The 23,113-nt window shown below is 39.3% G+C and carries 22 protein-coding genes and 1 tRNA gene; 12 read left to right on the top strand and 11 right to left on the bottom strand.

Annotated elements, in window-relative coordinates:
- Window positions 1-219: 219 nt before the first annotated feature.
- Together CWC30_RS15245 and CWC30_RS15240 are read left to right on the top strand one after the other, a co-directional pair.
- Window positions 220-600 (top strand): response regulator, encoded by a 381-nt coding sequence (locus tag CWC30_RS15245; RefSeq protein WP_138627520.1) that lies wholly within the window; start codon window positions 220-222, stop codon window positions 598-600.
- 8 nt (window positions 601-608) lie between these two features.
- A complete protein-coding gene (locus tag CWC30_RS15240; RefSeq protein ID WP_069439649.1) occupies window positions 609-905 on the top strand; it encodes a PilZ domain-containing protein in 297 nt (98 codons plus the stop codon).
- A gap of 9 nt (window positions 906-914) precedes the next feature.
- Here the strand turns inward: CWC30_RS15240 and CWC30_RS15235 are convergent, their stop codons facing one another.
- Window positions 915-2,105, bottom strand: a complete 1,191-nt coding sequence (locus CWC30_RS15235; RefSeq protein WP_013465236.1) for a class I SAM-dependent methyltransferase — start codon at window positions 2,103-2,105, stop codon at window positions 915-917.
- Between the two features lie 139 nt (window positions 2,106-2,244).
- On the opposite strand from CWC30_RS15235, the gene CWC30_RS15230 reads away from it, so the two are divergent.
- Both CWC30_RS15230 and CWC30_RS15225 read left to right on the top strand, forming a co-directional pair.
- On the top strand, window positions 2,245-2,901 hold the full coding sequence (locus tag CWC30_RS15230; RefSeq protein ID WP_138627519.1) for an HD domain-containing protein: 657 nt from the start codon (window positions 2,245-2,247) through the stop codon (window positions 2,899-2,901).
- Window positions 2,902-2,905: 4 nt separating this feature from the next.
- The gene (locus CWC30_RS15225) at window positions 2,906-3,334 is read left to right on the top strand and encodes a VOC family protein (RefSeq protein WP_248534158.1); all 429 of its coding nucleotides are present in this window, start codon (window positions 2,906-2,908) and stop codon (window positions 3,332-3,334) included.
- Between the two features lie 47 nt (window positions 3,335-3,381).
- On the opposite strand, the gene CWC30_RS15220 is transcribed toward CWC30_RS15225, so the two are convergent.
- Together CWC30_RS15220 and CWC30_RS15215 are read right to left on the bottom strand one after the other, a co-directional pair.
- Window positions 3,382-4,377 (bottom strand): response regulator, encoded by a 996-nt coding sequence (locus CWC30_RS15220; RefSeq protein ID WP_138627518.1) that lies wholly within the window; start codon window positions 4,375-4,377, stop codon window positions 3,382-3,384.
- A 17-nt stretch (window positions 4,378-4,394) separates the two neighbouring features.
- Window positions 4,395-7,706, bottom strand: coding sequence for a PAS domain S-box protein (locus CWC30_RS15215; RefSeq protein ID WP_138627517.1), 3,312 nt, complete (start codon window positions 7,704-7,706; stop codon window positions 4,395-4,397).
- A 245-nt stretch (window positions 7,707-7,951) separates the two neighbouring features.
- On the opposite strand from CWC30_RS15215, the gene CWC30_RS15210 reads away from it, so the two are divergent.
- On the top strand, window positions 7,952-8,644 hold the full coding sequence (locus CWC30_RS15210; RefSeq protein ID WP_013465231.1) for a M48 family metallopeptidase: 693 nt from the start codon (window positions 7,952-7,954) through the stop codon (window positions 8,642-8,644).
- Between the two features lie 25 nt (window positions 8,645-8,669).
- On the opposite strand, the gene CWC30_RS15205 is transcribed toward CWC30_RS15210, so the two are convergent.
- Window positions 8,670-8,754 (bottom strand) — tRNA-Tyr (locus CWC30_RS15205).
- Window positions 8,755-8,866: 112 nt separating this feature from the next.
- Here CWC30_RS15205 and CWC30_RS15200 point away from each other — a divergent pair.
- Window positions 8,867-9,394, top strand: a complete 528-nt coding sequence (locus CWC30_RS15200; RefSeq protein ID WP_036982252.1) for a VC2046/SO_2500 family protein — start codon at window positions 8,867-8,869, stop codon at window positions 9,392-9,394.
- Window positions 9,395-9,606: 212 nt separating this feature from the next.
- Window positions 9,607-9,909 (top strand): DUF6172 family protein, encoded by a 303-nt coding sequence (locus CWC30_RS15195; RefSeq protein ID WP_036982253.1) that lies wholly within the window; start codon window positions 9,607-9,609, stop codon window positions 9,907-9,909.
- A gap of 66 nt (window positions 9,910-9,975) precedes the next feature.
- Here CWC30_RS15195 and CWC30_RS15190 read toward each other — a convergent pair whose 3' ends face one another.
- The 3 genes from CWC30_RS15190 to CWC30_RS15180 form a co-directional block, all read right to left on the bottom strand.
- Entirely contained in the window at window positions 9,976-10,452 is a 477-nt protein-coding gene (locus tag CWC30_RS15190) for a YchJ family protein (RefSeq protein ID WP_138627516.1), read from the bottom strand.
- A 39-nt stretch (window positions 10,453-10,491) separates the two neighbouring features.
- Window positions 10,492-10,926, bottom strand: a complete 435-nt coding sequence (locus CWC30_RS15185) for a SulA-like leucine-rich domain-containing protein (protein ID WP_138627515.1) — start codon at window positions 10,924-10,926, stop codon at window positions 10,492-10,494.
- A gap of 323 nt (window positions 10,927-11,249) precedes the next feature.
- The gene (locus CWC30_RS15180) at window positions 11,250-11,711 is read right to left on the bottom strand and encodes an SEL1-like repeat protein (protein ID WP_138627514.1); all 462 of its coding nucleotides are present in this window, start codon (window positions 11,709-11,711) and stop codon (window positions 11,250-11,252) included.
- Window positions 11,712-11,829: 118 nt separating this feature from the next.
- On the opposite strand from CWC30_RS15180, the gene CWC30_RS15175 reads away from it, so the two are divergent.
- A complete protein-coding gene (locus tag CWC30_RS15175; protein ID WP_008113045.1) occupies window positions 11,830-13,122 on the top strand; it encodes an NCS2 family permease in 1,293 nt (430 codons plus the stop codon).
- A gap of 114 nt (window positions 13,123-13,236) precedes the next feature.
- On the opposite strand, the gene CWC30_RS15170 is transcribed toward CWC30_RS15175, so the two are convergent.
- Window positions 13,237-13,992, bottom strand: coding sequence for a hypothetical protein (locus tag CWC30_RS15170; RefSeq protein ID WP_138627513.1), 756 nt, complete (start codon window positions 13,990-13,992; stop codon window positions 13,237-13,239).
- A 295-nt stretch (window positions 13,993-14,287) separates the two neighbouring features.
- On the opposite strand from CWC30_RS15170, the gene cysB reads away from it, so the two are divergent.
- Window positions 14,288-15,265: an HTH-type transcriptional regulator CysB gene (gene cysB / locus CWC30_RS15165; protein ID WP_008466190.1), complete on the top strand. Its 978-nt coding sequence runs from the start codon at window positions 14,288-14,290 to the stop codon at window positions 15,263-15,265.
- A 265-nt stretch (window positions 15,266-15,530) separates the two neighbouring features.
- On the opposite strand, the gene CWC30_RS15160 is transcribed toward cysB, so the two are convergent.
- The 3 genes from CWC30_RS15160 to pabB form a co-directional block, all read right to left on the bottom strand.
- Complete coding sequence (locus CWC30_RS15160) at window positions 15,531-16,907, bottom strand: L-serine ammonia-lyase (protein ID WP_036982272.1); 1,377 nt, start codon at window positions 16,905-16,907, stop codon at window positions 15,531-15,533.
- Window positions 16,908-17,008: 101 nt separating this feature from the next.
- A complete protein-coding gene (locus tag CWC30_RS15155) occupies window positions 17,009-17,584 on the bottom strand; it encodes an NUDIX hydrolase (RefSeq protein ID WP_036982274.1) in 576 nt (191 codons plus the stop codon).
- Entirely contained in the window at window positions 17,577-18,935 is a 1,359-nt protein-coding gene (pabB, locus tag CWC30_RS15150; RefSeq protein WP_076922521.1) for an aminodeoxychorismate synthase component I, read from the bottom strand. The genes CWC30_RS15155 and pabB overlap by 8 nt, the downstream gene beginning before the upstream one ends.
- Window positions 18,936-19,101: 166 nt before the next feature.
- On the opposite strand from pabB, the gene CWC30_RS15145 reads away from it, so the two are divergent.
- The 3 genes from CWC30_RS15145 (at window position 19,102) to CWC30_RS15135 (ending at window position 22,916) form a co-directional block, all read left to right on the top strand.
- On the top strand, window positions 19,102-20,628 hold the full coding sequence (locus CWC30_RS15145) for a fumarate hydratase (protein WP_138627512.1): 1,527 nt from the start codon (window positions 19,102-19,104) through the stop codon (window positions 20,626-20,628).
- A gap of 433 nt (window positions 20,629-21,061) precedes the next feature.
- Window positions 21,062-22,102 carry a Leu/Phe/Val dehydrogenase gene (locus CWC30_RS15140; protein WP_138627511.1) on the top strand — a complete coding sequence of 347 codons (1,041 nt, stop codon included), beginning with the start codon at window positions 21,062-21,064 and terminating at the stop codon, window positions 22,100-22,102.
- A 151-nt stretch (window positions 22,103-22,253) separates the two neighbouring features.
- Window positions 22,254-22,916 (top strand): CatA-like O-acetyltransferase, encoded by a 663-nt coding sequence (locus tag CWC30_RS15135; RefSeq protein ID WP_008112770.1) that lies wholly within the window; start codon window positions 22,254-22,256, stop codon window positions 22,914-22,916.
- Window positions 22,917-23,113 lie beyond the last annotated feature (197 nt).

The following is a 23,113-nucleotide window of genomic DNA, read 5'->3' as shown; positions in this document are numbered from 1 at the left end:
TACCTACATCCATGTAGGCAACAAAGAGTGAATCGCTCCTAGGCAGAACCCGAAGGGCAGCACCTGTTTGGCATTGATGCTGCGTTATCGCCTGTTTATGGGGAATAACCACACCACATAGGCTCTGCCTTGCCTAAATACCAAACAGGCTACTGCAAATTCAACCTTGAACGGTCAACAGACCCTAAGGGACTAACTTGAGAAGGAAATGACATTGCTATGTCCTCATTACTAAAACACCAAGCGCGACAATTGTTAGTTGTTGATGATGAGTATTTCAATTTTGAAATACTCAAATCAGGGTTAGCATCAACATTTGATTTAAGCTATGCTGATTCTGGTAAAAGTTGTTTAGCATCTGCCATTGCTAATCCGCCTGATATCATTTTGCTTGATGTATGTATGCCCGGGCTTGATGGTTATGATACCTGTCGCATACTTAAACATACGCCAGAGACAAAACACATTCCGGTGGTGATGATATCAGGACTTGAGTCAGAGCTTGAGCAACAAGCAGGCTTTGACTCAGGGTGTGATGCTTACGTTGTAAAACCTTTTTCCATCGCCGTACTACGAGAAAAAATTAATAATATTGTGTAGAGGGAATTATGTTTACTGAAGATAAGCGAAACTACAGACGTATGCAGGTTAACACACCCGCTAAGTTAACCTCGATTGAGCCCGTCGCAGGACTAAGTTACACAGGCACCTGCCTTGACTTAAGTGCAACAGGGCTCTCCTTGCAGCTCGATGATTTATTAGAGCTTAACTCAATTTTATCGGTTGATATTGCATCAACCCATCCAAGCATTGCACCGTTAAAAGCCACTGCGAAGGTGATACGTGCCAGCACAGAAGAGGATGGCACGATAACCGCAGGGCTAGAAATTGTTGAGTTTAACTAAAATTAGTGTTTAGTAAACCTTACAAATAAGGCCTTTAAGATAAAAGCCTTCAGGGTAGCTGCCCGCAATAGGGTGGTCAGCTGCTTGATTTAAGCGCTCCATGATCAGCAAATCTTTACCTGCATCAAGTGCTGCATCTGCAACCACTTTTTGAAACAAATTTTGTTCCATTAAACCAGAGCATGAGAAAGTAAGCAGTGTGCCGCCTGGTTTTAATATTTGCATCGCAATCATATTAATATCTTTGTAACCCCGACACGCCCCAGTTAACTGCGCTTTATTATCAGCAAATTTAGGCGGATCCATCACAATCGTATCAAACATCACACCGTCTTCACGGTATTGGCGCAATAACTTAAATACATCTTGTTTTACAAAGTCGACTTTATTTAAATCAAGGTTGTTATGTTCAACATTGCGCTTTGCTGTATCAAGAGCTGGTTGTGAAACATCGACATTGGTTACATGCTTACAGCCACCACGCAGGGCATAAAGAGAAAACGTCCCCGTATAACTAAAGCAATTTAATACGGTTTTATCTTTTGAAAAACGCTCCAGCGCAGCGCGGCTGTCACGTTGATCTAAATAAAAGCCGGTTTTATGGCCTTCAAGAATATCAACTTCAATTTTTAAACCATTTTCTTCAATGATAACTGGCGCTGTGGGTTCATTACCCCAAAGCACTCCCTTAATTGGCTCCAAGCCTTCTTTAGTGCGCACATCTACATCTGAGCGCTCATAAATATTAGAGCCAGGGAAAATAGCCATTAATGCACCAACAATTTCACCTTTGTGGCGCTCAGCACCGGCACTGAGTAACTGACAAACCAAGGTGTTATCAAATTTATCTATGGTAACACCCGGTAAATAATCTGATTCAGCGGCGCAAAGCCTAAAGCCGGTCAGTCCACCTTCTTCAATCGCATGGCTGCGAGCTTCTAAAGCACGACGAAGGCGACGCTCGAAAAAATGTTGATCTATGACTTCTTTTTCATCAAAGCTCCAAACACGCGCGCGAATTTGTGAATGCGGGCTGTAAGCCGCAGTGGCTAAAAACTTACCTTCACTGTCGTGTATGGTTACCGTGTCACCTAATCCAGGTTTACCTTTAATTTTTTTGATGGCTTTAGAAAATAACCAAGGGTGTTTTCTTTTTAATGATTTATCGCGACCAGCTTGCAGGTAAACGGCAGATGACATAGGGCTTCTCTGTAGTAATAAATAAGCGCTGTATTTTAGTCAAGCCACGCGCAACATACAATGAATGTTTTGCAAGGGCTTTATAAATCGCGTTAAAGTAGGGGATATTACCTCGTTTAAATAGATTTTTGGAAGCTCGGTGAACAATTTACCCCTTAGCCCTTCATTAAAGCAACTTGAGCAGCAATGCAGAGAATTTATAACAGCGCTTATCCATGCTGATGTAGCCCATGATATCACTCATATTGAACGCGTTGTCCGTGTCGCAGTTAAATTATGCACTGCTGAAAAAGCCAATATGAATGTTGTTTTACCTGCTGCGTGGTTACATGATTGTGTGGCCGTAGCAAAAAACCACCCCGATAGGGCAAAAGCTTCAACGATGGCTGCCGATAAAGCGATTAGTTTTTTAGCGTCTATTGGCTATGATGAAGCACTATTTGATGATATTCACCACGCCATAGCCGCGCATAGTTTTAGCGCCAATATTGCTATTAAAACCGTTGAAGCACAGATTGTACAAGATGCTGACAGAATGGATGCCTTAGGGGCTATTGGTATTAGTCGTTGTATGAAAGTGGGGGGCTCAATAAGCCGACTTTTGTACAATCCTAATGATCCATTTTGTTTAGAGCGTGAACCTGATGATAAACAGTACACCTTAGATCATTTTTTTATAAAGTTGCTGCATATTGCAAAAAGTATGAATACACCTTCAGCTAAAGCTGAAGCACTTAGAAGAACAGATTATATGTATGACTTTTTAGAGCAGTTAAAATCTGAAATTGGAGGGTAAGACAGTGAGGCCAAAATTGAACGGTATTGATCATTGTCATTTAAATGTTCAAAGCCTCACCCAAGCCGTTGATTGGTATGAAAAGGTGCTTGGTTTTACTGTAGTAGAGGAATTAGCATTTTGGAATGAAGAAGGCAAAGGCCCTTTAACGCTTGAAGATGAAAACGCATCTACACGTTTAGCTTTATTTGAGGCGCCAGGGCGAAGTAAAGGAATCGCTTTTGCTGCAACCGGTGAGCAATTTATAGCGTGGTTAGCACATTTTGAGCAGCTTGAAATTAAAACGATACTGGCTGATCATGGCGTGACTTTTTCTATGTATTTTAAAGATAACAGTGGGAATAGCCATGAGATCACTTCCCATGACTATCGCATTATAAAACAGCATTTTCCAGCTGTAGCGTTAGGCTCTCACAATGCCAAAAGAAGCTAGGTCCTGTTGAGCTTTGTGCAGTAATATTTGTTCAAAAAAGAGACGATTTAATCGCATTCTTGATGAGCCTTTTTTATCGCTAAAATAGCGTCTATTTTGCTAATAAAAAGATCAACCAGCTGAGGGTCAAAGTGTTTTCCTGCTTGTTGTTGCATATGCTCTAGTGTTTGCTCAATGCTCCACGGCTCTTTATAAGGACGTTTTGATGTAAGTGCATCAAATACATCAGCAATCGTTACAATCCGCCCCTCAATAGAGATTTCCTCGCCTTTCAATCTATTAGGATAACCTGTGCCATCCCATTTTTCATGATGTTCAATAGCCAATACATGGGCAAGTTGCAGTAAGGGGGAGGGTGAGTTGGCCAATATTTTAGCCCCTATAGCGGCATGCTCTTTCATGTGTGCAAATTCGTCGGGGGTTAATTTGCCAGGTTTTAACAGTATCGAATCAGGAATACCTATTTTTCCGACATCGTGCATTGGCGCAGCTTGGCGTAATAATTCTGCGTGTTGTTCATTCATTCCCAGTGCTAAAGCAAGTACTTTGCTGTATTGGCTCATTCGTGCAATATGCTCACCCGTATCGGTATCTTTGTACTCTGCCGCGCGACCTAATCGCTCAACTAAATCTACATGTGCTTGTTTTAGTTGTTCGGCTTGTACTAAAGAAAGATGAGTTTTTACCCTTGCCTTAACAATCGCAGGGCTAATAGGTTTGGTTATATAGTCAACCGCACCTAGCGAAAATCCTTCCGATTCATCTTGTTCTAGCGTGAGTGCGGTGACAAAAATGACCGGAATGTGTGCGGTTTTAGGATTAGCTTTTAAAATTTTGCACACTTCAAAGCCATTCATATCTGGCATCATTACATCAAGTAAAATGAGTTTTGGCGGATCGTTTTCTATTAATTGCAATGCCACAGCCCCCGATTTAGCAAACGATAAACGGTAGTTACTCGCTAAGACCTCGCGCATTACTTTTAAATTTGCAGGTTCATCATCGACGATTAATATTCGCGCCTGACTTATCGATTGATCCATCGTCATCCTCAGAAGAGCTAGTTATTGAGTGTTGTTAATAATGCGTTGAGCTGTGTTTGTGCATTATCAAATTCAAAGTCATTAAACTGCTCATAAATATTCAAAATAGCAGCTTTGTGTTGTTCGGGTGTTATTCTTTCAATATAACTTAATAACGTATCATCCAACTCTGCTCGTTTAGCTTGGCTGAGTAAAAGCGTTAATTGGTGAATAAATTCAGCATCTGACACGGATTCTTTTTGTAATTCATTCTCTTTAAAAGCAATGTGTAAGTGTGATAATTCATCTGCTAGCTGCTGCCACTCTTGCTGACATTTTAATATGCACTGAGTATAACGTGTTATATCACGTTGTTTTTCAGCATGCGCAATTAAGTAAGATAAATTATTGAGCGCTAAATTACCGGCAAGACCTTTTAAATTATGCAAAATATGAGCATGATGTTTATCGTTTAGCTTAGTGGCCGCCAAGGTTTGCATACTATTTTGATGCTGAGCTAAAAAGAGTACAACCTCTTTGAGATGTTTCTCTTTGCTGCCCCACATTTTTTCACCTTTATTAAAATCTATACGAAGTTTTGAATCTATTGGATCGTTAGTTACTAACTGGCTGATAGTAAGCCCAAGCACCCGCGCTATTTCTTGGTTGAGTTGGTTTATGTCAACGGGTTTCGTTGTAAAACCATTCATACCCGCTTGTTTGGCTGTTAGCTTATCTTGCTGCAGCACACTGGCCGTTAAGGCAATTATTGGCGTGTGCTTTAGTTGTTTTTGCTGCTCTAAAGAGCGAATTGATGCTGTGGCACTGATCCCATCACATTTAGGCATATGAATATCCATTAAGATAATATCAAAGCGATGCTGATTAAACATGTCAATGGCCTCAAAACCATTATTTGCTTTACTTACCTGATGGCCTGCTTGGGAAAGCATAATAGTGAGTAGTTCGATATTTTGTTCAATATCATCCACTACTAAGATTTTTAATGGGGGTAAGCTAAATGCGTTTTTACTAATGGCTTGCACCTGACTTTTTTCGCCTGGCTCAAGCCCAACAGTAAAGGAAAAGCAGCTACCTTGACCAAGGGTACTTTGTGCGTATATTTTGCCACCCATTAATTCAACCAGCTGCTTACTAATTGTTGTGCCAAGCCCTGTGCCACCAAATCGGCGTGTTGTGGTGGCATCTGCTTGCTCAAAGGGTTTAAAAATAGCCTCAAGGCGACCTTTTTCGATACCTATACCGCTGTCTTGTACTTCAAATAAAATGGGTTGATTGGGTTTATGAGTAACCGAAAGAGTAACATGGCCTTGCTCAGTAAACTTTATCGCATTGCCGATTAAATTGGTTAGCACTTGGCGTAAACGCGTATCATCACCAAAATAAAATGGATTTACATTGTCAGCTATTTTTAAAATGAGCTGTAAGTCTTTGCGTTTTGCATCAAGCCAAAATGTCGACACAATATTATCGAGCAATTCTTGCAAGTTAAAATGTACTTTTTGAATTTCGAGTTTACCTTTCTCTAGCTTTGCTGAGTCAAGGATATCGTTGAGTAAATGCAATAAAGAACGCGCAGCGTTATTAACGGTAATAATTTGTTTTTGTTGCTCTTTATTAAGCGGACTATCCATTAAAATATCACTAAAGCCAATAATTGCATTCATGGGGGTACGTATCTCATGGCTCATATTTGCCATAAAAGACTGTTTAGCTTGCGCGGCTGCTTCAGCCTCGTATTTAGCTTGCTTTAAGCTTTGCTCATATTCATAGCGCTTGGTTATATCAATTAAAACGCCATCAATCCAGCGTGTATCATCTTTAGAGTTAGTGATAATACTTGCTTGATCGAGTACCCAAATAATATTGCCGTTGCGATGGCGAATGCGGTACTCAATTGAGTATTGACTGGTCGATGCAACTGCTTGATCAATGACTAAAGAAATCGCCGCTTCATCTTCTTTAACAATAAGCTCGGCAAAGGTAATACGCTGCTCAGTAAATTCTTCAGCGCGATAACCCGTTAGTTCATAGACGCTAGGGCTGATAAACAACATACTCCAGTGTTCATCTAACAAGCAGCGAAATACCACACCGGGCATATTGTTCATCAAGGTACGGTATTGTCGCTCTTTTTCAATTAAGCTTTGTTGTAACGCTCTTTGTTCAGTTAAATCGGTAATAAAGCCCACAAACAATGTTTCAGTTTGTAATTGCTTTACTTCACCAATCCCCAAGCGAATTGGAAATTGATGACCATTTTTATGTTTTGCCCACACATCGCGATTAACACCAATAACACGTTTTACCTCATGGTTTGTTGTATTTTTTAAAAAAGCATCGTGTTGATTCGCAATATCATCAGCCATTAATATTTTTACATTCTGGCCAATGACCTCATTATCTTGCCAGCCAAAAATTGTTTCTGCGGCTTTATTAAAGCTCAAAATAGTGCCTTTAATATTGATAGTAACGATGCCGTCAATGGCAGTTGATAAAATAGCATCAAGGCGAGACTCTTCAGCTGATTTTTTCCCCAACAGCATTCTGTAACGGATCATGCCATTGATGATCACAACCACCGCTGTTAATAAAAGTGTGGCGAACGACACACTAATAGCAATAAAGGTTAGATGTGATTGATTTGTTTGCTCGTTAATTATCGGGCTTGTTGTAATAAATCGCGTAGCGGCCATGCCCATAAAATGCATACCAGCCACGGCAAGGCCAAGAATAAGGGCACAAATAATACGATTATGCACAGGCGTTAATTTTTTAAAGTGTGCTGGTAAATGAAAGCGTGCATAAAGACTTATAAAAGACAGCAGCACTGCAACAACAATTGAAGCGCCAAACCATATTGGATCATAACGAAGTAAAGGACTTAATTGCATCGCGGCCATACCGCTGTAATGCATGGTACCAACACCCGCGCCAAATAAAAGAGAGCTTAGAATTAAATTGATAATACGAGGGTGAGAGCTATATGTTTTCAAACAAGAAAAAGCAATGGTACATGCCAGTAAAGCCGGTATAAACGATACAAAAGTGAGTGTGGGGTCGTATTCAATTGTAGTGCACAAAGAAAATGCGAGCATTGCAATAAAGTGCATGCTCCAGATCCCTCCGGCAAGGACTAAGGCTGCGGTTATATTGGCTAACTTTCGATAAGATTTAAAATGTGTATTATTTGCTAAATCGAGAACGTGCAAAGAAAAATAAGCTGCAAAAATTGCGGTGAGTATAGATAATGTCACTAAACTTGGGTCGTATACACCATTAATAATTAGGCTTGGATCTGGTTCGTTTATAAAAAAATTAGCTAACATCAATCATTCACATAATAACTCTTAAATTCAGTCTAATATAAAATACAATAATAATCACAAGGTATTGAGTTATAAATAACAAAAGTAACGTAAGTGTTTTAAGCTCTAAACCATACTATTTATTGAGTAGCACTAAATGCATTGTTATTAAAATGGCATTTAGTGGGGATTATTTATAGATTAGGCGTTATGGTACAAGGTAAAATAAAACCCAGTGGTTAATTATAAATAGGCAGCATTCATTGTTGGATTACACTTTAAAGCGTAGTAAGCGAAGAAAAACAGTGGCTATCAAAGTCGCACAACGTGAGCTTACGGTATATGCGCCCCATTTTGTAACGAAAACACAAATTAATGAATGGCTGTTAAGTAAACAGGACTGGATTGATGCTCAGTTACATAAGCAACAAATTCAAGCCGATACACGACAGTTTCCACTCAAAACCCAGAGTATTAAATTATTTAATGAAGCTGTTAATGTGCAATTTGAAAACGCAGCACGCACTCAATGGCAGCAGCACAATGAAAGCCAAACGCTGTTACTGAGTATTTCTTCACGTGTAAAGCATCAAACGCAAATGTATCAAAGTTTGCTAGAGCAGTTTTTGCATGAGAAATTAGAAAGTTATATTGAAATGCGAGTTAACGATTATTGTCAGCTGATGGGTGAAAAGCTACCGAGTAATATTCGTATTCAATTGTATAAACGTCGCTGGGGTAGTTGTAATCGCAGGCGTGAACTAACCTTCAACTTACACTTGGCAAGTGCACCGACATGGGTCATTGACTACGTGATTGTTCATGAATTAGCACATTTAAAATATTTAAATCACAGCGCTCAATTTTGGCAACGTGTGGGATTATTTTATTCAGATTATAAACAAGCAAGTAACTGGTTAAACAATCATGGTATGAGTTTACAGTGGGTATTTGAATAAAAAGAAATAATGTAGAGAAGAGAAGTGGTGGAGGGAGCTGGATTCGAACCAGCGAAGGCTGAGCCGTCAGATTTACAGTCTGATCCCTTTGGCCGCTCGGGAACCCCTCCAATGCAACGCGGCAGATAATAGCAAACTTCTTATTTAAGTAAAGAAAAAAGCTAAAGAAAATTCAAATTTAGCCGATAAATACTTATTAATTAGTTAAATAGGCTAAAGTCTATGCAGATTGGTGATTTGTTAATCACGGAGAGCCAGTTAAAAACGAGGCTTAACGAAAGTGTGCACGAAAACCGCCGAGGCGAGTTTGCACTTTTATTAGCAATGCTCTCTCACGATGCACTCGATTTTAGTGAATTCCACCTACCCAAAAGTGACACTAAGCATTATCAAGCTGATGAAGATGCTTTGCGTAAACAATTTGGCGCAGGTCCAAAGCAGCCATTAGCGCCAGATACCTTTAATATGTTAATTGGTAAAAATAACACAGAGCTTTTAGCAAAAATGGGAAGCGCTGTAGGGATGAGTGATATAAAGTTAACTCAGTGCTTAAAGCCTGAGCCATTTAATATTCGTGATGATAAAAACCACATTCCACTGACTGTCATTGATAACTGTGAACTAGCAGTCCGTCGACGAATTCAAAATACCAACACCGAGCTATCAAACCCTCAAATGGATGCGGTGGCATTTTATGATGATTTACAAAATGAAGCTATCCACCAGCCATTACATTTGTTTAGTGCCTAATTATATGTGTTCAATTGCTGCTTTATACATGCCATTTGATTGTAATAAACTGAGTTTATAGTAGAAAGTAACTATTGATTTTATAGATGCTTTATTTTAATAACTGATTTAATATAAAAAAAGCATCCAAAATTTAAATGCAATTGCTATAATGGCGCAAATGGTATGACATTAAATGCCATTATCATTAAACCAAGGTAATTAGGAACGTAATGAAGAAAACATTCACGCTGAATCATGAGAAAATCAAATACCCTCGTATGGTTGATGCTGCAAAGCATGAAGTGAAAAAATATTTGAAAAGAGAACGTAATAAAACTTTACCTGTTGATGCCGACTACTGGGCATTTGATTGTAAGTTTGGTAACACGGTTGAAGAAGCCCAAGTGGTTCACGTTGCTGAAATTAACAATCACATCAGTGAAATTGAAAAGCAAGGTTTAACTTCTTTTTACTTAGAGATTTTAGCAAGACCTGCACAGCGTCAAGATTTCGATGAAGATGATGGCGAGTAAAACGCTAATTTGCGTTTAGTGTAGTTTTGAAAATGGGCCTTGTGGCCCATTTTTTGTAGCTGTTATTTATACACTATGACACTTTTTATACTTTTTATTACTGCCGCAAGGGCACGTATCATTACGTTTTACTTTAATATCGGCAACCGGTGTAATCTCACCATCAAGGTATCGCCATTGTCCATCTTCTTTAATAAACCTTGAATTTTCTGCCAACTCGCAATATAAATCTTGATAAAAGTAGTGAGCTTTAAATGTAACAAACCCTGTTTCATCATTATAACCAGAGTCTAATATGGTTAAGTTTATAAAACGGCAACTATTTGCAAAATCTTTAATTTCTGAAATTGAGTTTTCAGCTTGTTTTTCTTTTGCATAACTTTCACGAACAAAAACCGCGTTTTTAACAGCATAAGCACTGTAGCGTGCACGCATAAGTTGCTCTGGTGTGTGTGGCTGTTTGGTTTTTAAATGAAAAGGCTCGCAGCAATCAGCATAAGGTTGCTGACTGCCACAAAAACATAATAGGGCGTTAGAAGTCATGATAAATGTACTGTGTATTAAAACGCTAGTTTATCAAGCTTATTGCGTAAGTGAAATCTCAGAATGAGCGCTTCTTTTGCTAAAGCAATACAACTTAGTGCGCGTATGGCTCAAGTTTAATGATAACTGCGACAGTTGTTGGTTATTTATTATGTCAGTCCAGGTGATCACCGCGGCAAAATTTCCATTGTGAAGTGCAGAACTTAAAACATACTCTAAATTAACTAAATGTTTTTGACGAATAACCAGTAATTTACTGGTATCAATTGAGCATGAATCAAGTAGCGCTTTGCTCGGTACGTTATCTGGTGCTATTAACAGTGTCCATGCGTTTAGGCTGTTGTATTGGTGTAATACTTTTAATAACTCAAACGTTGCTGAAATTTCATCTTCAATTTGTACAACGTTAACACAATCTGATTGGTCATCTTGTTGATAGCTTTTAACTGTTCTTACGGTAATTGGCTGTAACATAATCTTCTCACTCACTGGGTTTTTATACAGTACATTCATACAGTAGTTTATACAGTTGTTTGGTGCAAGTGTTTTTTTGCTATTTTTTTGTACAGTTATTCATCTTAAAACGCGACAGTTACTATAAATATATAAATAATCTATATATAACAATGGTTTAATTTTTATTGAAAGTTAATGCCCACAGAATTAATTTTAAGGCTGGGAACAAATAAATACAGATGAACAGGGGGTATACAGTAGTTTAAATTAATTAAGCGTGCTTGTTTTGGCTATAAATGCTTAATTAATTTACAGATGAAATGAGTTGCTGGGCAGTGAAATTATTTTTCGCTACTAGGAGGAATCAAATGTGAGAATTGTAACTGGTGAATTTGTTCATACAGGCTGGCTGCGTAGCATTGAGCATCTTTAAGTCGTTTGGTACTAATATGTTTTCGTATATCGCTCATTGCTTCTATGGCAGGTTCATAGCCTTGACTACCGGCTAAGCTAAGCCACGCAGCACCATGAAATACACTTTGCGGCACACCTTGTCCTTTTATAAAAAACAGCCCTAAATAAAACTGCGCGCGATAATTTCCTGCCATTGCTGCCAAACGCATCCATTTTGCGGCTAATGCGCTTTGTTCATTTTTAAGGTAATAAAGGGCTTTATTTAATGTGTCTTGATCGGTGTTTTTAGAGCTCGCAGGGAGATTTGCATCGCTTGGTTGCGTTACAAAAGAAAGAATGTTGTCTAATTGTTGCTCTAAGTCTTGGCCACTTGGTGTCGTTTTGATCATGCTACTTCGTTTGTTATTTTAATCACTTAGCTAGTTTAGTATATAGCAAGGTAAAATGTCCTGTAAAAAGTTATTTTTATGCTAAAATCTCGCCACTTTTTACAACCACAAGTTTATTATGCTCGAAGCCTTATTCAAAATCCGTGCAAATGATTCTTCGGTTCGCCGTGAATGTATTGCCGGTATGACTACATTTATTACGATGGTTTATATCGTATTCGTTAACCCAGCTATGCTTGCTGAAGCGGGTATGGACCAAGGTGCTGCCTTTGTTGCCACCTGTATTGCAGCTGCAATAGGGTGTTTTATTATGGGTTTGTGGGCCAATTACCCACTGGCATTGGCACCGGGTATGGGATTAAATGCATTTTTTACCTATGGTGTTGTATTAGGTATGGGTTATAGCTGGCAAGCTGCGTTGGGTGCGGTATTTATGTCAGGGTGTATATTTTTAATTCTAAGCTTATTTAAGGTGCGAGAGTGGATTATTAATGCAATCCCTCTGGTGCTCAAGCAAGCAATAGCAACGGGTATTGGCGCATTTTTAGCTCTCATCGCACTTAAAAGTGCCGGTATTATTGTATCAAGTCCTGCAACACTGGTGCAGTTGGGTGATATTACCTCGCCTGGTCCTTTATTGGCTATTTTCAGCTTTTTTGTTATTGCTGCACTGCTTTATCGCGATTTTAAAAGTGGCGTACTGATCAGTATTTTACTAGTTACCGCGATTGCTGTGTCTATGGGGTTAGTGGAGTATCATGGTGTTATTGCAATGCCACCTTCTATCATGCCGACCTTTATGCAACTGGACTTTAGTGCCGCGTTTGAACTGTCGATGTTGAGTGTTATTTTTGCGTTTTTATTCGTTGATTTGTTTGATACCTCAGGCACGTTAGTTGCGGTAACTCAGAAAGCTGGTTTAGCAGATAAAAACGGTAATATGCCGCGTTTAGGTCGTGCATTAAGCGCCGACAGCACAGCTACCATTGCAGGTGCAATGCTCGGTACTTCAACAACCACGTCATACATTGAGTCTGTTGCAGGTGTATCTGTTGGTGGTCGAACTGGTTTGACCGCTGTGGTTGTGGGTTGCTGCTTTTTACTGATGATGTTTTTTGCGCCTTTAGCTCAAATGGTGCCTGCATACGCAACCGCGGGAGCTATTTTATATGTATCTGTATTGATGCTACAAAACTTAAAGTTTGTAAATTGGGACGACATGACTGATGCAATTCCGGTGAGTGTTGTATTATTAATGACACCGCTGACTTTCTCAATTGCACACGGTATTGCACTTGGTTTTATTTCTTATACGGCGGTAAAAGTGCTGTGTGGCAAAAAAGATCAGGTAAGCATTAGTGTTTGGATTTTAACGGCCTTGTTTATTGTTAAGTTCGCATTTTTATCTTAATGCAGGCAGCTTGTTAGAATATGTATATGTTCTAGTATGTAAACACAAAGTGGGGCAAAATCCTATTCAAAAAAAAGCCCATGCAACTGCATGGGCTTTTTATTTAGAAAGGAGTTACCATTTCTTTTTAGGTGCAAATAATACGTCTAAATCATCTTGCTCTTGTTCGTTCTTTTTCTTCAATGATGTAGCATTTGATGCCTTGAGTTCATTACTTATCGTTTCAAGGTAGCCTTCAACTTCAGCTCGTTTTGCCGTAATGTAATCGTCATTAAATGAAACACTGTTAAGTGTGGCAGCTGCTTTTTCAAAGTACTGCCTAGCAGAGCCTATCATTCCAGCTGTTTGCGCTGATAACCCTCGTTTTATTTGGCTTTCAATGTTGATTCTTAGTTGTAGCTTTTCAAGGCGTTTGTCTTCTGCAATAAACGCTTGGCTGTCTACTTTGCCTTTATTATGCTCAGAACGAATAATAGTACGGAGCTTTTTTATACCCTGTATTAGTGATATCAGTTGCTTGTCATTACCTGGTAAAACAAAATCATCCGAGCCGTCTTGAATTGGGTTTTGTAGTCGCTCTTTTGCTTCTTTTAAGCGGTTTTTTAGTCCACTACCTCCGCTTGAAATAGGCACCATTTGACTGAGCGCATCATGAATTCGTCGTTGTAATATTCGCTGAGTTGCCTCTGAAAGTGGAATGTTGGCGCTATTCATTAATGCTTCTTCGGTTTCTTCAATGATTGCTTTTTGTTTTGTTAACTCTTTGCGTCGTTCAGCTTCTTGTTTTTCTTTGTGTTGCTGAACAGCACTAACCAATAGTGCAATGACTATAAGTGCAACAATTAATACAATTATAATGGAAACGATCATGTTATAATTCTCAAGTTCTTAACCTTATTATCTAATCTTACATTAAATATATTAAAGGTGGGAAACTTTGCTCAGATTAACTGAAAAAAGCGTCACCATAAAGCGTTTAAATCTTAATATGTTATGTTTTGATTGCTGATAATCATTGCTACCTCAAGTGTATTTATTGTGTTAACCTGAAATTTCAATATATTAATTGTTACATTGTGTAACCTTAATCAGCCTTTTATATAGCTACCTATAGTTAGGGTGCGTTTTTATCTGTCAATGTGAATTATAACGAAACTACATAGCCATGAAATTACAACAACTTAGATATATCGTAGAAGTTCAAAATCATAAATTAAATGTTTCAGCTACGGCTGAGAGTTTATTTACCTCCCAGCCTGGTATTTCTAAGCAAGTACGTATGTTAGAAGATGAGCTCGGTGTACAAATTTTTGGCCGCAGTGGTAAGCATTTAACTCATGTTACAGGCGCTGGCGAAGAAATCATTAACATATCACGCGAAATACTCTCAAAAGTTGAGGGTATTAAAGCGGTTGCGAATGAACATACGCTGCCCGATCAAGGCAAACTTAATATTGCGACTACGCACACCCAAGCACGCTATGCGTTACCAAGTGTAATTAAAGGCTTTACTCAAAAATACCCAGCAGTGTCACTACATATGCACCAAGGTACGCCGCAGCAAATATCGGATGCAGCTGCGCGCGGTGATGCAGATTTTGCGATTGCTACTGAAGCACTGCACTTATATTCAGATTTAGTTATGTTGCCTTGTTATCACTGGAATCGCAGTATTGTGGTTGCTAAAGATCATCCACTTGCGAAAAAAGTCGATAACTTAACGGTGGCAGATATAGCGCAGTATCCATTGATCACTTATGTATTTGGTTTTACTGGTCGCTCAGAGCTTGATAAAGCATTTAACGCCTACGGACTTGAGCCACATATTGTATTTACTGCCACCGATGCTGATGTTATTAAAACGTATGTGCGTTTAGGACTAGGTGTGGGGGTGGTTGCATCTATGGCAATTGATCAGGTAAACGACAGCGACTTAGTGTGCATTGATGCTAGCCATTTATTTGAGGCGAGCACGACTAAAATTGGCTTTAGAAAGGGCAGTTTTTTACGCACCTACATGTATGACTTTATCGAACGTTTTGCACCGCATTTAACTAAAGAGCGAGTAGAGCGTGCGAGTTTACTGCGTAATCAAGAAGATGTTGATAAGTTATTTGCTGATATTGAATTGCCGGTTAAGTAACCGCCATAAACAGCAATGAAAAGCCACTTAGTTTTGCAACTAAGCGGCTTTTTTTGTGCTATGTAATTAACCTGAACTGTGGATAATAAATCCATCTTAAGCAGCTATTTTCAGCGCTAACTGCGTTGAATTTACTTGCAATAGGCGAGCTATTGACGCGTAATTTCGCCTTGTTTTCACTAAAAATCTCTAGCTAGAGAAAATAAACATAAATATCATTTTGATTCAATATGTTAGTAAATCTCTTAACCAGAGTTCAGGTTAATTAGCACTCGATAATATTAACGGCCAGTCCACCGCGAGCGGTTTCTTTGTATTTTGTTTTCATATCGTTACCCGTATCGAGCATGGTTTTTATTACTTTATCCAGCGATACTTTTTGCTCACCACTACCGCGAATAGCCAGGCGCGACGCATTAATTGCTTTAATAGCGCCCATTGCATTACGTTCAATACAGGGGACTTGCACTAAGCCGCCAACAGGGTCACAGGTTAACCCTAAGTTATGTTCCATACCAATTTCAGCGGCATTTTCTACGTGTACAACGTTACCACCAACAATTTCAGTAAGTGCGCCTGCGGCCATTGAACAAGCAACACCGACTTCGCCTTGGCAACCCACTTCAGCACCAGAAATAGAGGCATTCTTTTTATATAAAATGCCTATTGCAGCGGCAGTTAATAAGTAGCGGGTAGCAATATCACGGTCTACTTCTTTAATAAAAGTATGATAATACATTAATACTGCAGGTAAAATTCCGGCTGCGCCATTTGTGGGGGCAGTTACTACACGTCCTCCGGCTGCATTTTCTTCGTTTACAGCTAATGCGAATAAATCAACCCAGTCCATGGCGCGCAGCGGGTCGTTACTCACTTCTACATTAAGCTTTAAATATAAGCTTGGCGCACGGCGTTTTACTTTTAATCCGCCAGGTAAAATACCTTCGGTGCGCATACCTCGCTCAATACAGGCTTTCATTACTTGCCAAATATTAAATAGCTCATCTTTAATGGCTTCTTCACTGCGTAACGTTTTTTCGTTTTTCATCATTAACGTTGATACGCTGTAACCCGACTCTTTACACATTTCGAGTAATTCTTTAGCCGTTCCAAACGGGAACGGGGCAGGGTTTTCTTCACGAATATCTAAGGCCGCTTGTTTTTCTTTTTCAAACTCTTCATCCGAAACAATAAATCCGCCACCAATAGAGTAGTAAACTTTGCTATATACTTTTTCGCCATTGTTATAGGCAATAATTTCCATTGCGTTGGAATGTTTAGGGAGTGTCTTTCTGCGATGGAAAACAATCGCGCCCTGCTTAGGGAATTTAGCTTTGTGAGTTTGGTTTAGGTAAATAACCTGTTCTTTTTCAATTTTAGCGAGTATGTCATCCACTAAATCGGCATCAATGGTTTCAGGATCATACCCTGCTAAGCCAAGTATCACTGCTTTACCAGAGCCGTGGCCAACACCTGTTTGGCCAAGCGAGCCGTAAAGCTCTACTTTTACATCGGTCACATTTGCTAATAGTTGTTGTTCATCTAGGTCATTAACAAATAAGCGTGATGCACGCATTGGGCCAACGGTATGTGACGATGAAGGGCCAATACCAATGCTAAACATATCAAATGCACTGATCATAATGTGTGTCTCTACTTAGTTTTCTCAGCATTCAGCTGTTCTTTGAACGGTCGACTATAATAACGTGGAAATGCAGGTGTGTAACCCTTATTAGCAAAGATTTAAACTGGTATGGCAAGTTGTTTTGTAAAGTTTTTAATAATGCTGGCTGTGGCACCCCACAAAAGCCCGTGAGGAGTGATAAAGCCATTTAAAGTTAGGGCTCTTCCATTACGTTCAAAGGGGATTGGTTGCCAATTAGCTTCGTTGTTCAGCGCTTTTATAGAGAGTAAAAAGCTGGCTTGTACTTCGTTATGATCGTTCTCCCATACCGTTTCTTTTTTAATTAAGCCCACAAAAGGACGTATAGTAAATCCAGTAAGGGTAGAGTATTCCGGCAGCTGGCCTAAAACTTGAACATTATGCGGGGCAATGTTTAGCTCCTCGTGTAATTCACGCAGTGCCGTGGTCCGCAGGTTAACATCATTAATTTCAAATTTACCACCTGGTAAACAAATCTCCCCAGGGTGGTGATGTAAATAGGTTGGCCGCTTACACAATAAAACATGTGCTTCATTATCTATATCAATCAAAGGTAGCATCACTGCACTGGCGCGCTTTTTTTTATTATCTTTGAGCTGATCCACAGTTAAACTACGGTTTAATTGAAAACGAGCCGAAATGGTTTCACTATTCAAAGCGACCTTCATTTAATATAGGGAGTATTTTATTTACTTTATCGTAAGTTTCTTGATATTCCAATTCGACTTTTGAATCAGCAACAATGCCACCGCCAGCCCAGCAGTGTATTTGTTGTTGATGTGTAACTAAAGTTCTAATAGTAATACTGGTATCCATATTACCGCAGGCGCTAATATAGCCAATAGAACCACAATAAATGCTGCGTCTGTGCGGCTCCAGCTCTTCTATTATTTCCATTGCGCGCACTTTTGGTGCCCCGGTAATAGACCCTCCAGGGAATGCAGCTTCAAGTTGATCGACTGCTGTTTTTCCTTCATCAAGGATGGATGTAACTGTACTTACCAAATGGTGTACTGCCGGAAAGCTTTCAATAGCAAATAAAGAAGGTACAACAACAGAGCCCGATTTTGCGACTTTACCTAAATCATTTCGTAGCAGGTCTACTATCATTACATTTTCAGCGCGGTCTTTACTTGAATTTGCCAGTAAGGTCGCTTGTTTTGCATCCTCAAGGGCATCTTCTTTGCGAGGTAAAGTCCCTTTAATGGGTTTTGTTTCTACTTTATTGTCGTGTACTGCAATAAAGCGCTCGGGTGAGATTGATAAAATAGCGCCCTGAGGATGATTAATAAAACTAGAAAAAGGCGCTTTATTAGCCTGAGTTAATTTAACATAGGCGCTCCAAGGCGAGCCTTGGTAATGTGCGCTAAAACGCTGCGCTAAGTTAATTTGATAGCAATCACCACTTTTTAGGTATTCTTCAATCGCGGCAAACTTTTCGCTATAGCTAGTCTGACTCATATTTGACTGCCACGGTGATGTAAGCGAAAAGCTCTCGTGTTTAGGTGGTTGCGCTAAATATTGCTGATATAGCCAAAGGCGGTCTGCATTGGGCTGCGAAACATAAAACCACGTGCGCAGTTGTTTATCGTAAATCAGTGCATCAAGGTAAAGTCCAACCGCCATTTGCGGTAAATTTATGTCGTGTAAAGCGCTGCTTGGTAGTTGCTCTATAGTACGGCCTAAGTCATAGCCAAAATAACCCAGCCAGCCACCATTAAAAGGTAAGTTGTTGGCGGCTTTAGTGCTGTCTAACTTCGCCAGTTCATTATTCATTATTTCAAAGCAGCTTTTTATGTTTGGCTGGTTATTAAAAACGCTTTGATTATTTTCGACTTCAAGGGTGCTCTGGGGGGCAATCGCAATAATGTCAAAACGACTGTTTATGTGATCACTATCACCCGAATCTAATAAAATGGCGTAAGGCAAATGAGCAAAATGCGAAAATACCTCAATACAATTTTGTGATATGGCTAATTCAACACAATTTTTTTTATTGTTTAGCATTTACTACCCCTATAAGAACTGGCTCCAAACGGGCTGGGAGGGTATCATAAGTCAAATTTATTTGGCAGCGTTTAGTGAGCGCTGTAGTTGAAAACAGTTCGAACCACCGTCACGGGTTTGATATCGCTTACGTACTGCGTGAGTAACAACAACTTAAGGAACCACTATGAGTACAATTCGTCAGCAAGACTTTATTGATAGCATTGAAGATGCCTTGCAATATATCTCGTTTTACCATCCTCTTGATTTTGTTCAAGCACTAGAGAAAGCGTATAACAAAGAACAAAGTAAAGCCGCTAAAGATGCGATTGCGCAAATTTTAATTAACTCGCGTATGTCGGCAGAAGGTAAGCGCCCACTGTGTCAAGATACCGGGATCATTACTTGTTTCGTAAAAGTAGGGATGGATGTTAATTGGGATAAAACCGACTTAACAGTACAAAAAATGGTTGATGAAGGAACGCGTCGTGCGTACTTAAATCCAGATAACCCTTTACGTGCATCGATTGTTGCAGATCCTGCGGGAACACGTAAAAACACTAAAGATAATACGCCATCAGTGGTTCACATTGACTTAGTTGCAGGCGATAAAGTCGAAGTGATGGTCGCTGCTAAGGGCGGCGGCTCAGAAAACAAAAGTAAAATGGTGATGTTAAACCCATCTGACGATGTGGCTGAGTGGGTAGAAAAAACGCTACCAACAATGGGGGCGGGTTGGTGTCCACCTGGCATGCTAGGTATAGGTATTGGTGGCACGGCAGAAAAAGCAGCGGTAATGGCCAAAGAGTCATTAATGGATCCGGTTGATATCCATGAGCTAATTGAGCGCGGCGCAGAAACAACAGAAGAAAAACTACGTTTAGAAATTTTTGAACGTGCGAATAAATTAGGTATTGGTGCGCAAGGCCTTGGCGGTTTAACCACGGTTGTTGATATTAAAATTAAAACAGCGCCTACTCACGCAGCTTCAAAGCCAGTGGTTATGATCCCAAATTGTGCTGCTACGCGCCACGTTCACTTTACCCTTGATGGTTCAGGCCCTGCGAATTTAAAAGCACCTAAATTAGAAGATTGGCCAGAAGTGACTTTCGAAGTAGGTGAAGGTACACGCCGTGTTAATTTAGATACTCTTACTAAAGAAGACACTAAACAATGGAAAATGGGTGAAACCGTTTTACTCTCAGGTACTATTTTAACGGGTCGAGATGCTGCTCATAAACGTCTTCAGGATATGATCAACTCAGGGGAAGGTTTACCTGAAGGTGTTGATTTTGATAACAAGTTTATTTACTACGTTGGCCCTGTGGATGCAGTAGGCGATGAAGCAGTAGGTCCAGCGGGTCCTACAACGGCAACACGTATGGATAAATTTACCGATATGATGTTAGAAAAAACCGGCATCGTGGGTATGATTGGTAAAGCTGAACGAGGCCCTGCAACGGTTGAGTCTATTAAAAAGCACCAGTCAGTGTATTTGATGGCGGTAGGCGGTGCGGCTTACTTAGTATCTAAAGCAATCAAAAAAGCACGTGTTGTTGCCTTTGAAGATTTAGGTATGGAAGCTATCTACGAATTTGAAGTAGAAGATATGCCAGTAACAGTTGCCGTAGACAGTGAAGGAGCAAATGCACACACCCAAGGCCCTGCTATTTGGAAGGCAAAAATTGAAGAGCTAGACAGCAAAATGAAGTAAATTTTTACTTAAAAAGCAATCATATAAGCGAGCACTGTGTGCTCGCTTTTTTATTTACTTTTATATTTGCAAAGACTTATACACCTCAGACCAGTTTATGCTGCATAGGCAATTAGTGTATAAGTCACTGTATTTTAAAGTGTAGTGTACTTTTTTAGGGTGTATGGTTAAGTTTACAAATAACTTTAGGGTGACGTTCACGTAAGCGTAAACTTTAATTGCGGTGGTGTTTTTAACTTTAATACTTAATCAGATGGTTATTTTTGGATTTTTTATGCTTACTTTTAACGATAAGTCGTTTTATATTTCACTTTGACGCGCTTTATCTGGTTTATTTACTCATAGTATGGCGAACCATTAACTGAAGTGATAAAGTCTCGGCAATTTGTAGCGTGCTTGCCCAAAAGGGCTCATTATTTTCGGAGTATTTAAAGTGGTTGTATTTAATCAAGTTGAATTTGATAACCATGAACAAGTGGTTTTTTGTTCAGACAAAGCGTCTGGTTTGAAAGCCATTATTGCGGTACATAACACAAACTTAGGCCCTGCGGTAGGCGGTTGTAGAATGTGGGATTATGTTAACGATGAAGATGCAGTATATGATGTGCTGCGTTTATCAAAAGGGATGACCTATAAAAATGCCGTAGCACGCTTGCCATTTGGTGGTGGTAAATCGGTTATTATTGGTAATGCCAAGGAAATCAAATCTGAGCAGTTATTTCGCGCATTTGGTCGCCAGTTAGAGCGACTAAATGGTAGCTACTACTCAGCAGAAGATGTAAACATTACCTGTGATGATGTGGCGTTAATGAACAAAGAAACAAATTACGTGCTAGGCCTTGAAGGAAAAAGTGGTAACCCTTCGCCGTTTACAGCCTATGGTACGTTTTTGGGCATGAAAGCAGCGCTTAACCATCAACGCGGTATTCAAAACTTTTCTGGTATTAAAGTTGCGGTGCAAGGTTTAGGTGCAGTAGCTTATGGATTATGTAAACATTTGTTTGAAGCTGGTGCTGAGTTATTTGTTACCGATATTAATCAAGCTGCAGTAGAACGTGTAGTAAATGATTTTGGCGCAACTGCAGTTGGTATTGATGAAATATACGACCTAGATGTGGATGTTTATGCACCCTGTGCATTAGGTGCCACTATTAATGACACAACAATCCCACGCTTAAAAGCAACGATAGTAGCAGGCTGTGCAAACAATCAACTTGCTGAATCACGCCATGGTGAAATTTTACGTGAAAAAGGTATTTTATATGCGCCTGATTATGTAATAAATGCAGGTGGTATTATTAACGTTTATTACGAAACTGCACCAGAGGGTTACAGTAAAGAGGCTTCTAATAAACACGTAGAAAGAATTTACGATACACTGAGTGAAATTTTTACCCGTAGTGAAAAAGAGCAAAAATCAACCCATTTAATTGCCGATGAACTGGCACAAGAAATTATTGAAAACGGACTTTAAGTTTCCACTCGATTTAAAATAGGAGCGAAATACGCTCCTTTTTTATACCTTATGTAAGACTTTAGTATAACTACACCCAAAGCGTCATTTTAGTTAATGCGAATATAGATAAAGCACGGTAAAATTTAGTTTTACACTTTATCTATATTTTATGTCCTCTACTGATTTTTCTATTACCCCTCTTGATTTTGAGCAATGGCCTCGAAAGCAACACTTTGAGTTATTTCAGCAGTTCACTCAGCCTTATTTTAATGTGTGCGTACAACTGAATGCGAAAAAGTTATATATCGCCTGTAAACAAGCTAATATTGCTTTTTTTCATGGTTATATTTATTGCTTATTAAAAGTTTGTCATAAGTATGAGCCGATGATGCTGCGCATTATTAACCAAAAACCTTGTTACTTAAGTGCTACGCGGGCAAGTGTAGTCGAGCTTGCCGATGACGAGTCGTTTCGCTTTAGTTATTTTAAATTACACGAGTCGTTAAATGAATTTGCCCGTGAGGCGAAAGCTATTAGCAATGCCACAAAATTAAACCCACTGTTTTCTGATGCGTTTGCAGCAACTGAAGGGCAAGCAGATTTAATTCATGTTTCTGTATTACCTTGGTTAAACTTTAGCAGCTTTTCACATGCATTTACCCACGGTCAAAGTAATGGTATTCCTAAATTTGTGTTTGGCCAATACAATACTGAGACAGGTAAAATGCCGCTCGCTATTGATGTTCATCATGCGTTGTTGGATGGGCTTCATGTCGCTAAATTTATAAAGCAATTGCAGTATACATTTAATAATTTAAGTAATAATAATTAATTAAAAAGTTGTAAGTTTTATGTTATTATTTACCAGCAGTGCTTTTAACTTAAATTGTCGCTCTAAACTTATCCAAATATAAAAATTAATAATTATAAAGGCAATATCTGATGAATCGCTTAGGGGCTGTTGATCTTTGTAGTACATATATCAATCAGCCCACATTGGTAGCCACATCATAGTAAATGCTAAATCGC

It is taken from the genome of Pseudoalteromonas sp. S4741, from assembly GCF_005886135.1.
Taxonomy (GTDB): Bacteria; Pseudomonadota; Gammaproteobacteria; order Enterobacterales; family Alteromonadaceae; genus Pseudoalteromonas; species Pseudoalteromonas tetraodonis.
This window is presented reverse-complemented; position numbering and strand designations above follow the sequence as displayed.

Bases quoted from the DNA above. Each gene is read 5' to 3' on its own strand.
- CWC30_RS15245 (WP_138627520.1), top strand. From the start codon at position 220: ATGTCCTCATTACTAAAACACCAAGCGCGACAATTGTTAGTTGTTGAT.
- CWC30_RS15240 (WP_069439649.1), top strand. From the start codon at position 609: ATGTTTACTGAAGATAAGCGAAACTACAGACGTATGCAGGTTAACACA.
- CWC30_RS15235 (WP_013465236.1), bottom strand. From the start codon at position 2,105: ATGTCATCTGCCGTTTACCTGCAAGCTGGTCGCGATAAATCATTAAAA.
- CWC30_RS15220 (WP_138627518.1), bottom strand. From the start codon at position 4,377: ATGGATCAATCGATAAGTCAGGCGCGAATATTAATCGTCGATGATGAA.
- CWC30_RS15215 (WP_138627517.1), bottom strand. From the start codon at position 7,706: ATGTTAGCTAATTTTTTTATAAACGAACCAGATCCAAGCCTAATTATT.
- CWC30_RS15200 (WP_036982252.1), top strand. From the start codon at position 8,867: ATGCAGATTGGTGATTTGTTAATCACGGAGAGCCAGTTAAAAACGAGG.
- CWC30_RS15195 (WP_036982253.1), top strand. From the start codon at position 9,607: ATGAAGAAAACATTCACGCTGAATCATGAGAAAATCAAATACCCTCGT.
- CWC30_RS15190 (WP_138627516.1), bottom strand. From the start codon at position 10,452: ATGACTTCTAACGCCCTATTATGTTTTTGTGGCAGTCAGCAACCTTAT.
- CWC30_RS15185 (WP_138627515.1), bottom strand. From the start codon at position 10,926: ATGTTACAGCCAATTACCGTAAGAACAGTTAAAAGCTATCAACAAGAT.
- CWC30_RS15180 (WP_138627514.1), bottom strand. From the start codon at position 11,711: ATGATCAAAACGACACCAAGTGGCCAAGACTTAGAGCAACAATTAGAC.
- CWC30_RS15175 (WP_008113045.1), top strand. From the start codon at position 11,830: ATGCTCGAAGCCTTATTCAAAATCCGTGCAAATGATTCTTCGGTTCGC.
- CWC30_RS15170 (WP_138627513.1), bottom strand. From the start codon at position 13,992: ATGATCGTTTCCATTATAATTGTATTAATTGTTGCACTTATAGTCATT.
- cysB (WP_008466190.1), top strand. From the start codon at position 14,288: ATGAAATTACAACAACTTAGATATATCGTAGAAGTTCAAAATCATAAA.
- CWC30_RS15160 (WP_036982272.1), bottom strand. From the start codon at position 16,907: ATGATCAGTGCATTTGATATGTTTAGCATTGGTATTGGCCCTTCATCG.
- pabB (WP_076922521.1), bottom strand. From the start codon at position 18,935: ATGCTAAACAATAAAAAAAATTGTGTTGAATTAGCCATATCACAAAAT.
- CWC30_RS15145 (WP_138627512.1), top strand. From the start codon at position 19,102: ATGAGTACAATTCGTCAGCAAGACTTTATTGATAGCATTGAAGATGCC.
- CWC30_RS15135 (WP_008112770.1), top strand. From the start codon at position 22,254: ATGTCCTCTACTGATTTTTCTATTACCCCTCTTGATTTTGAGCAATGG.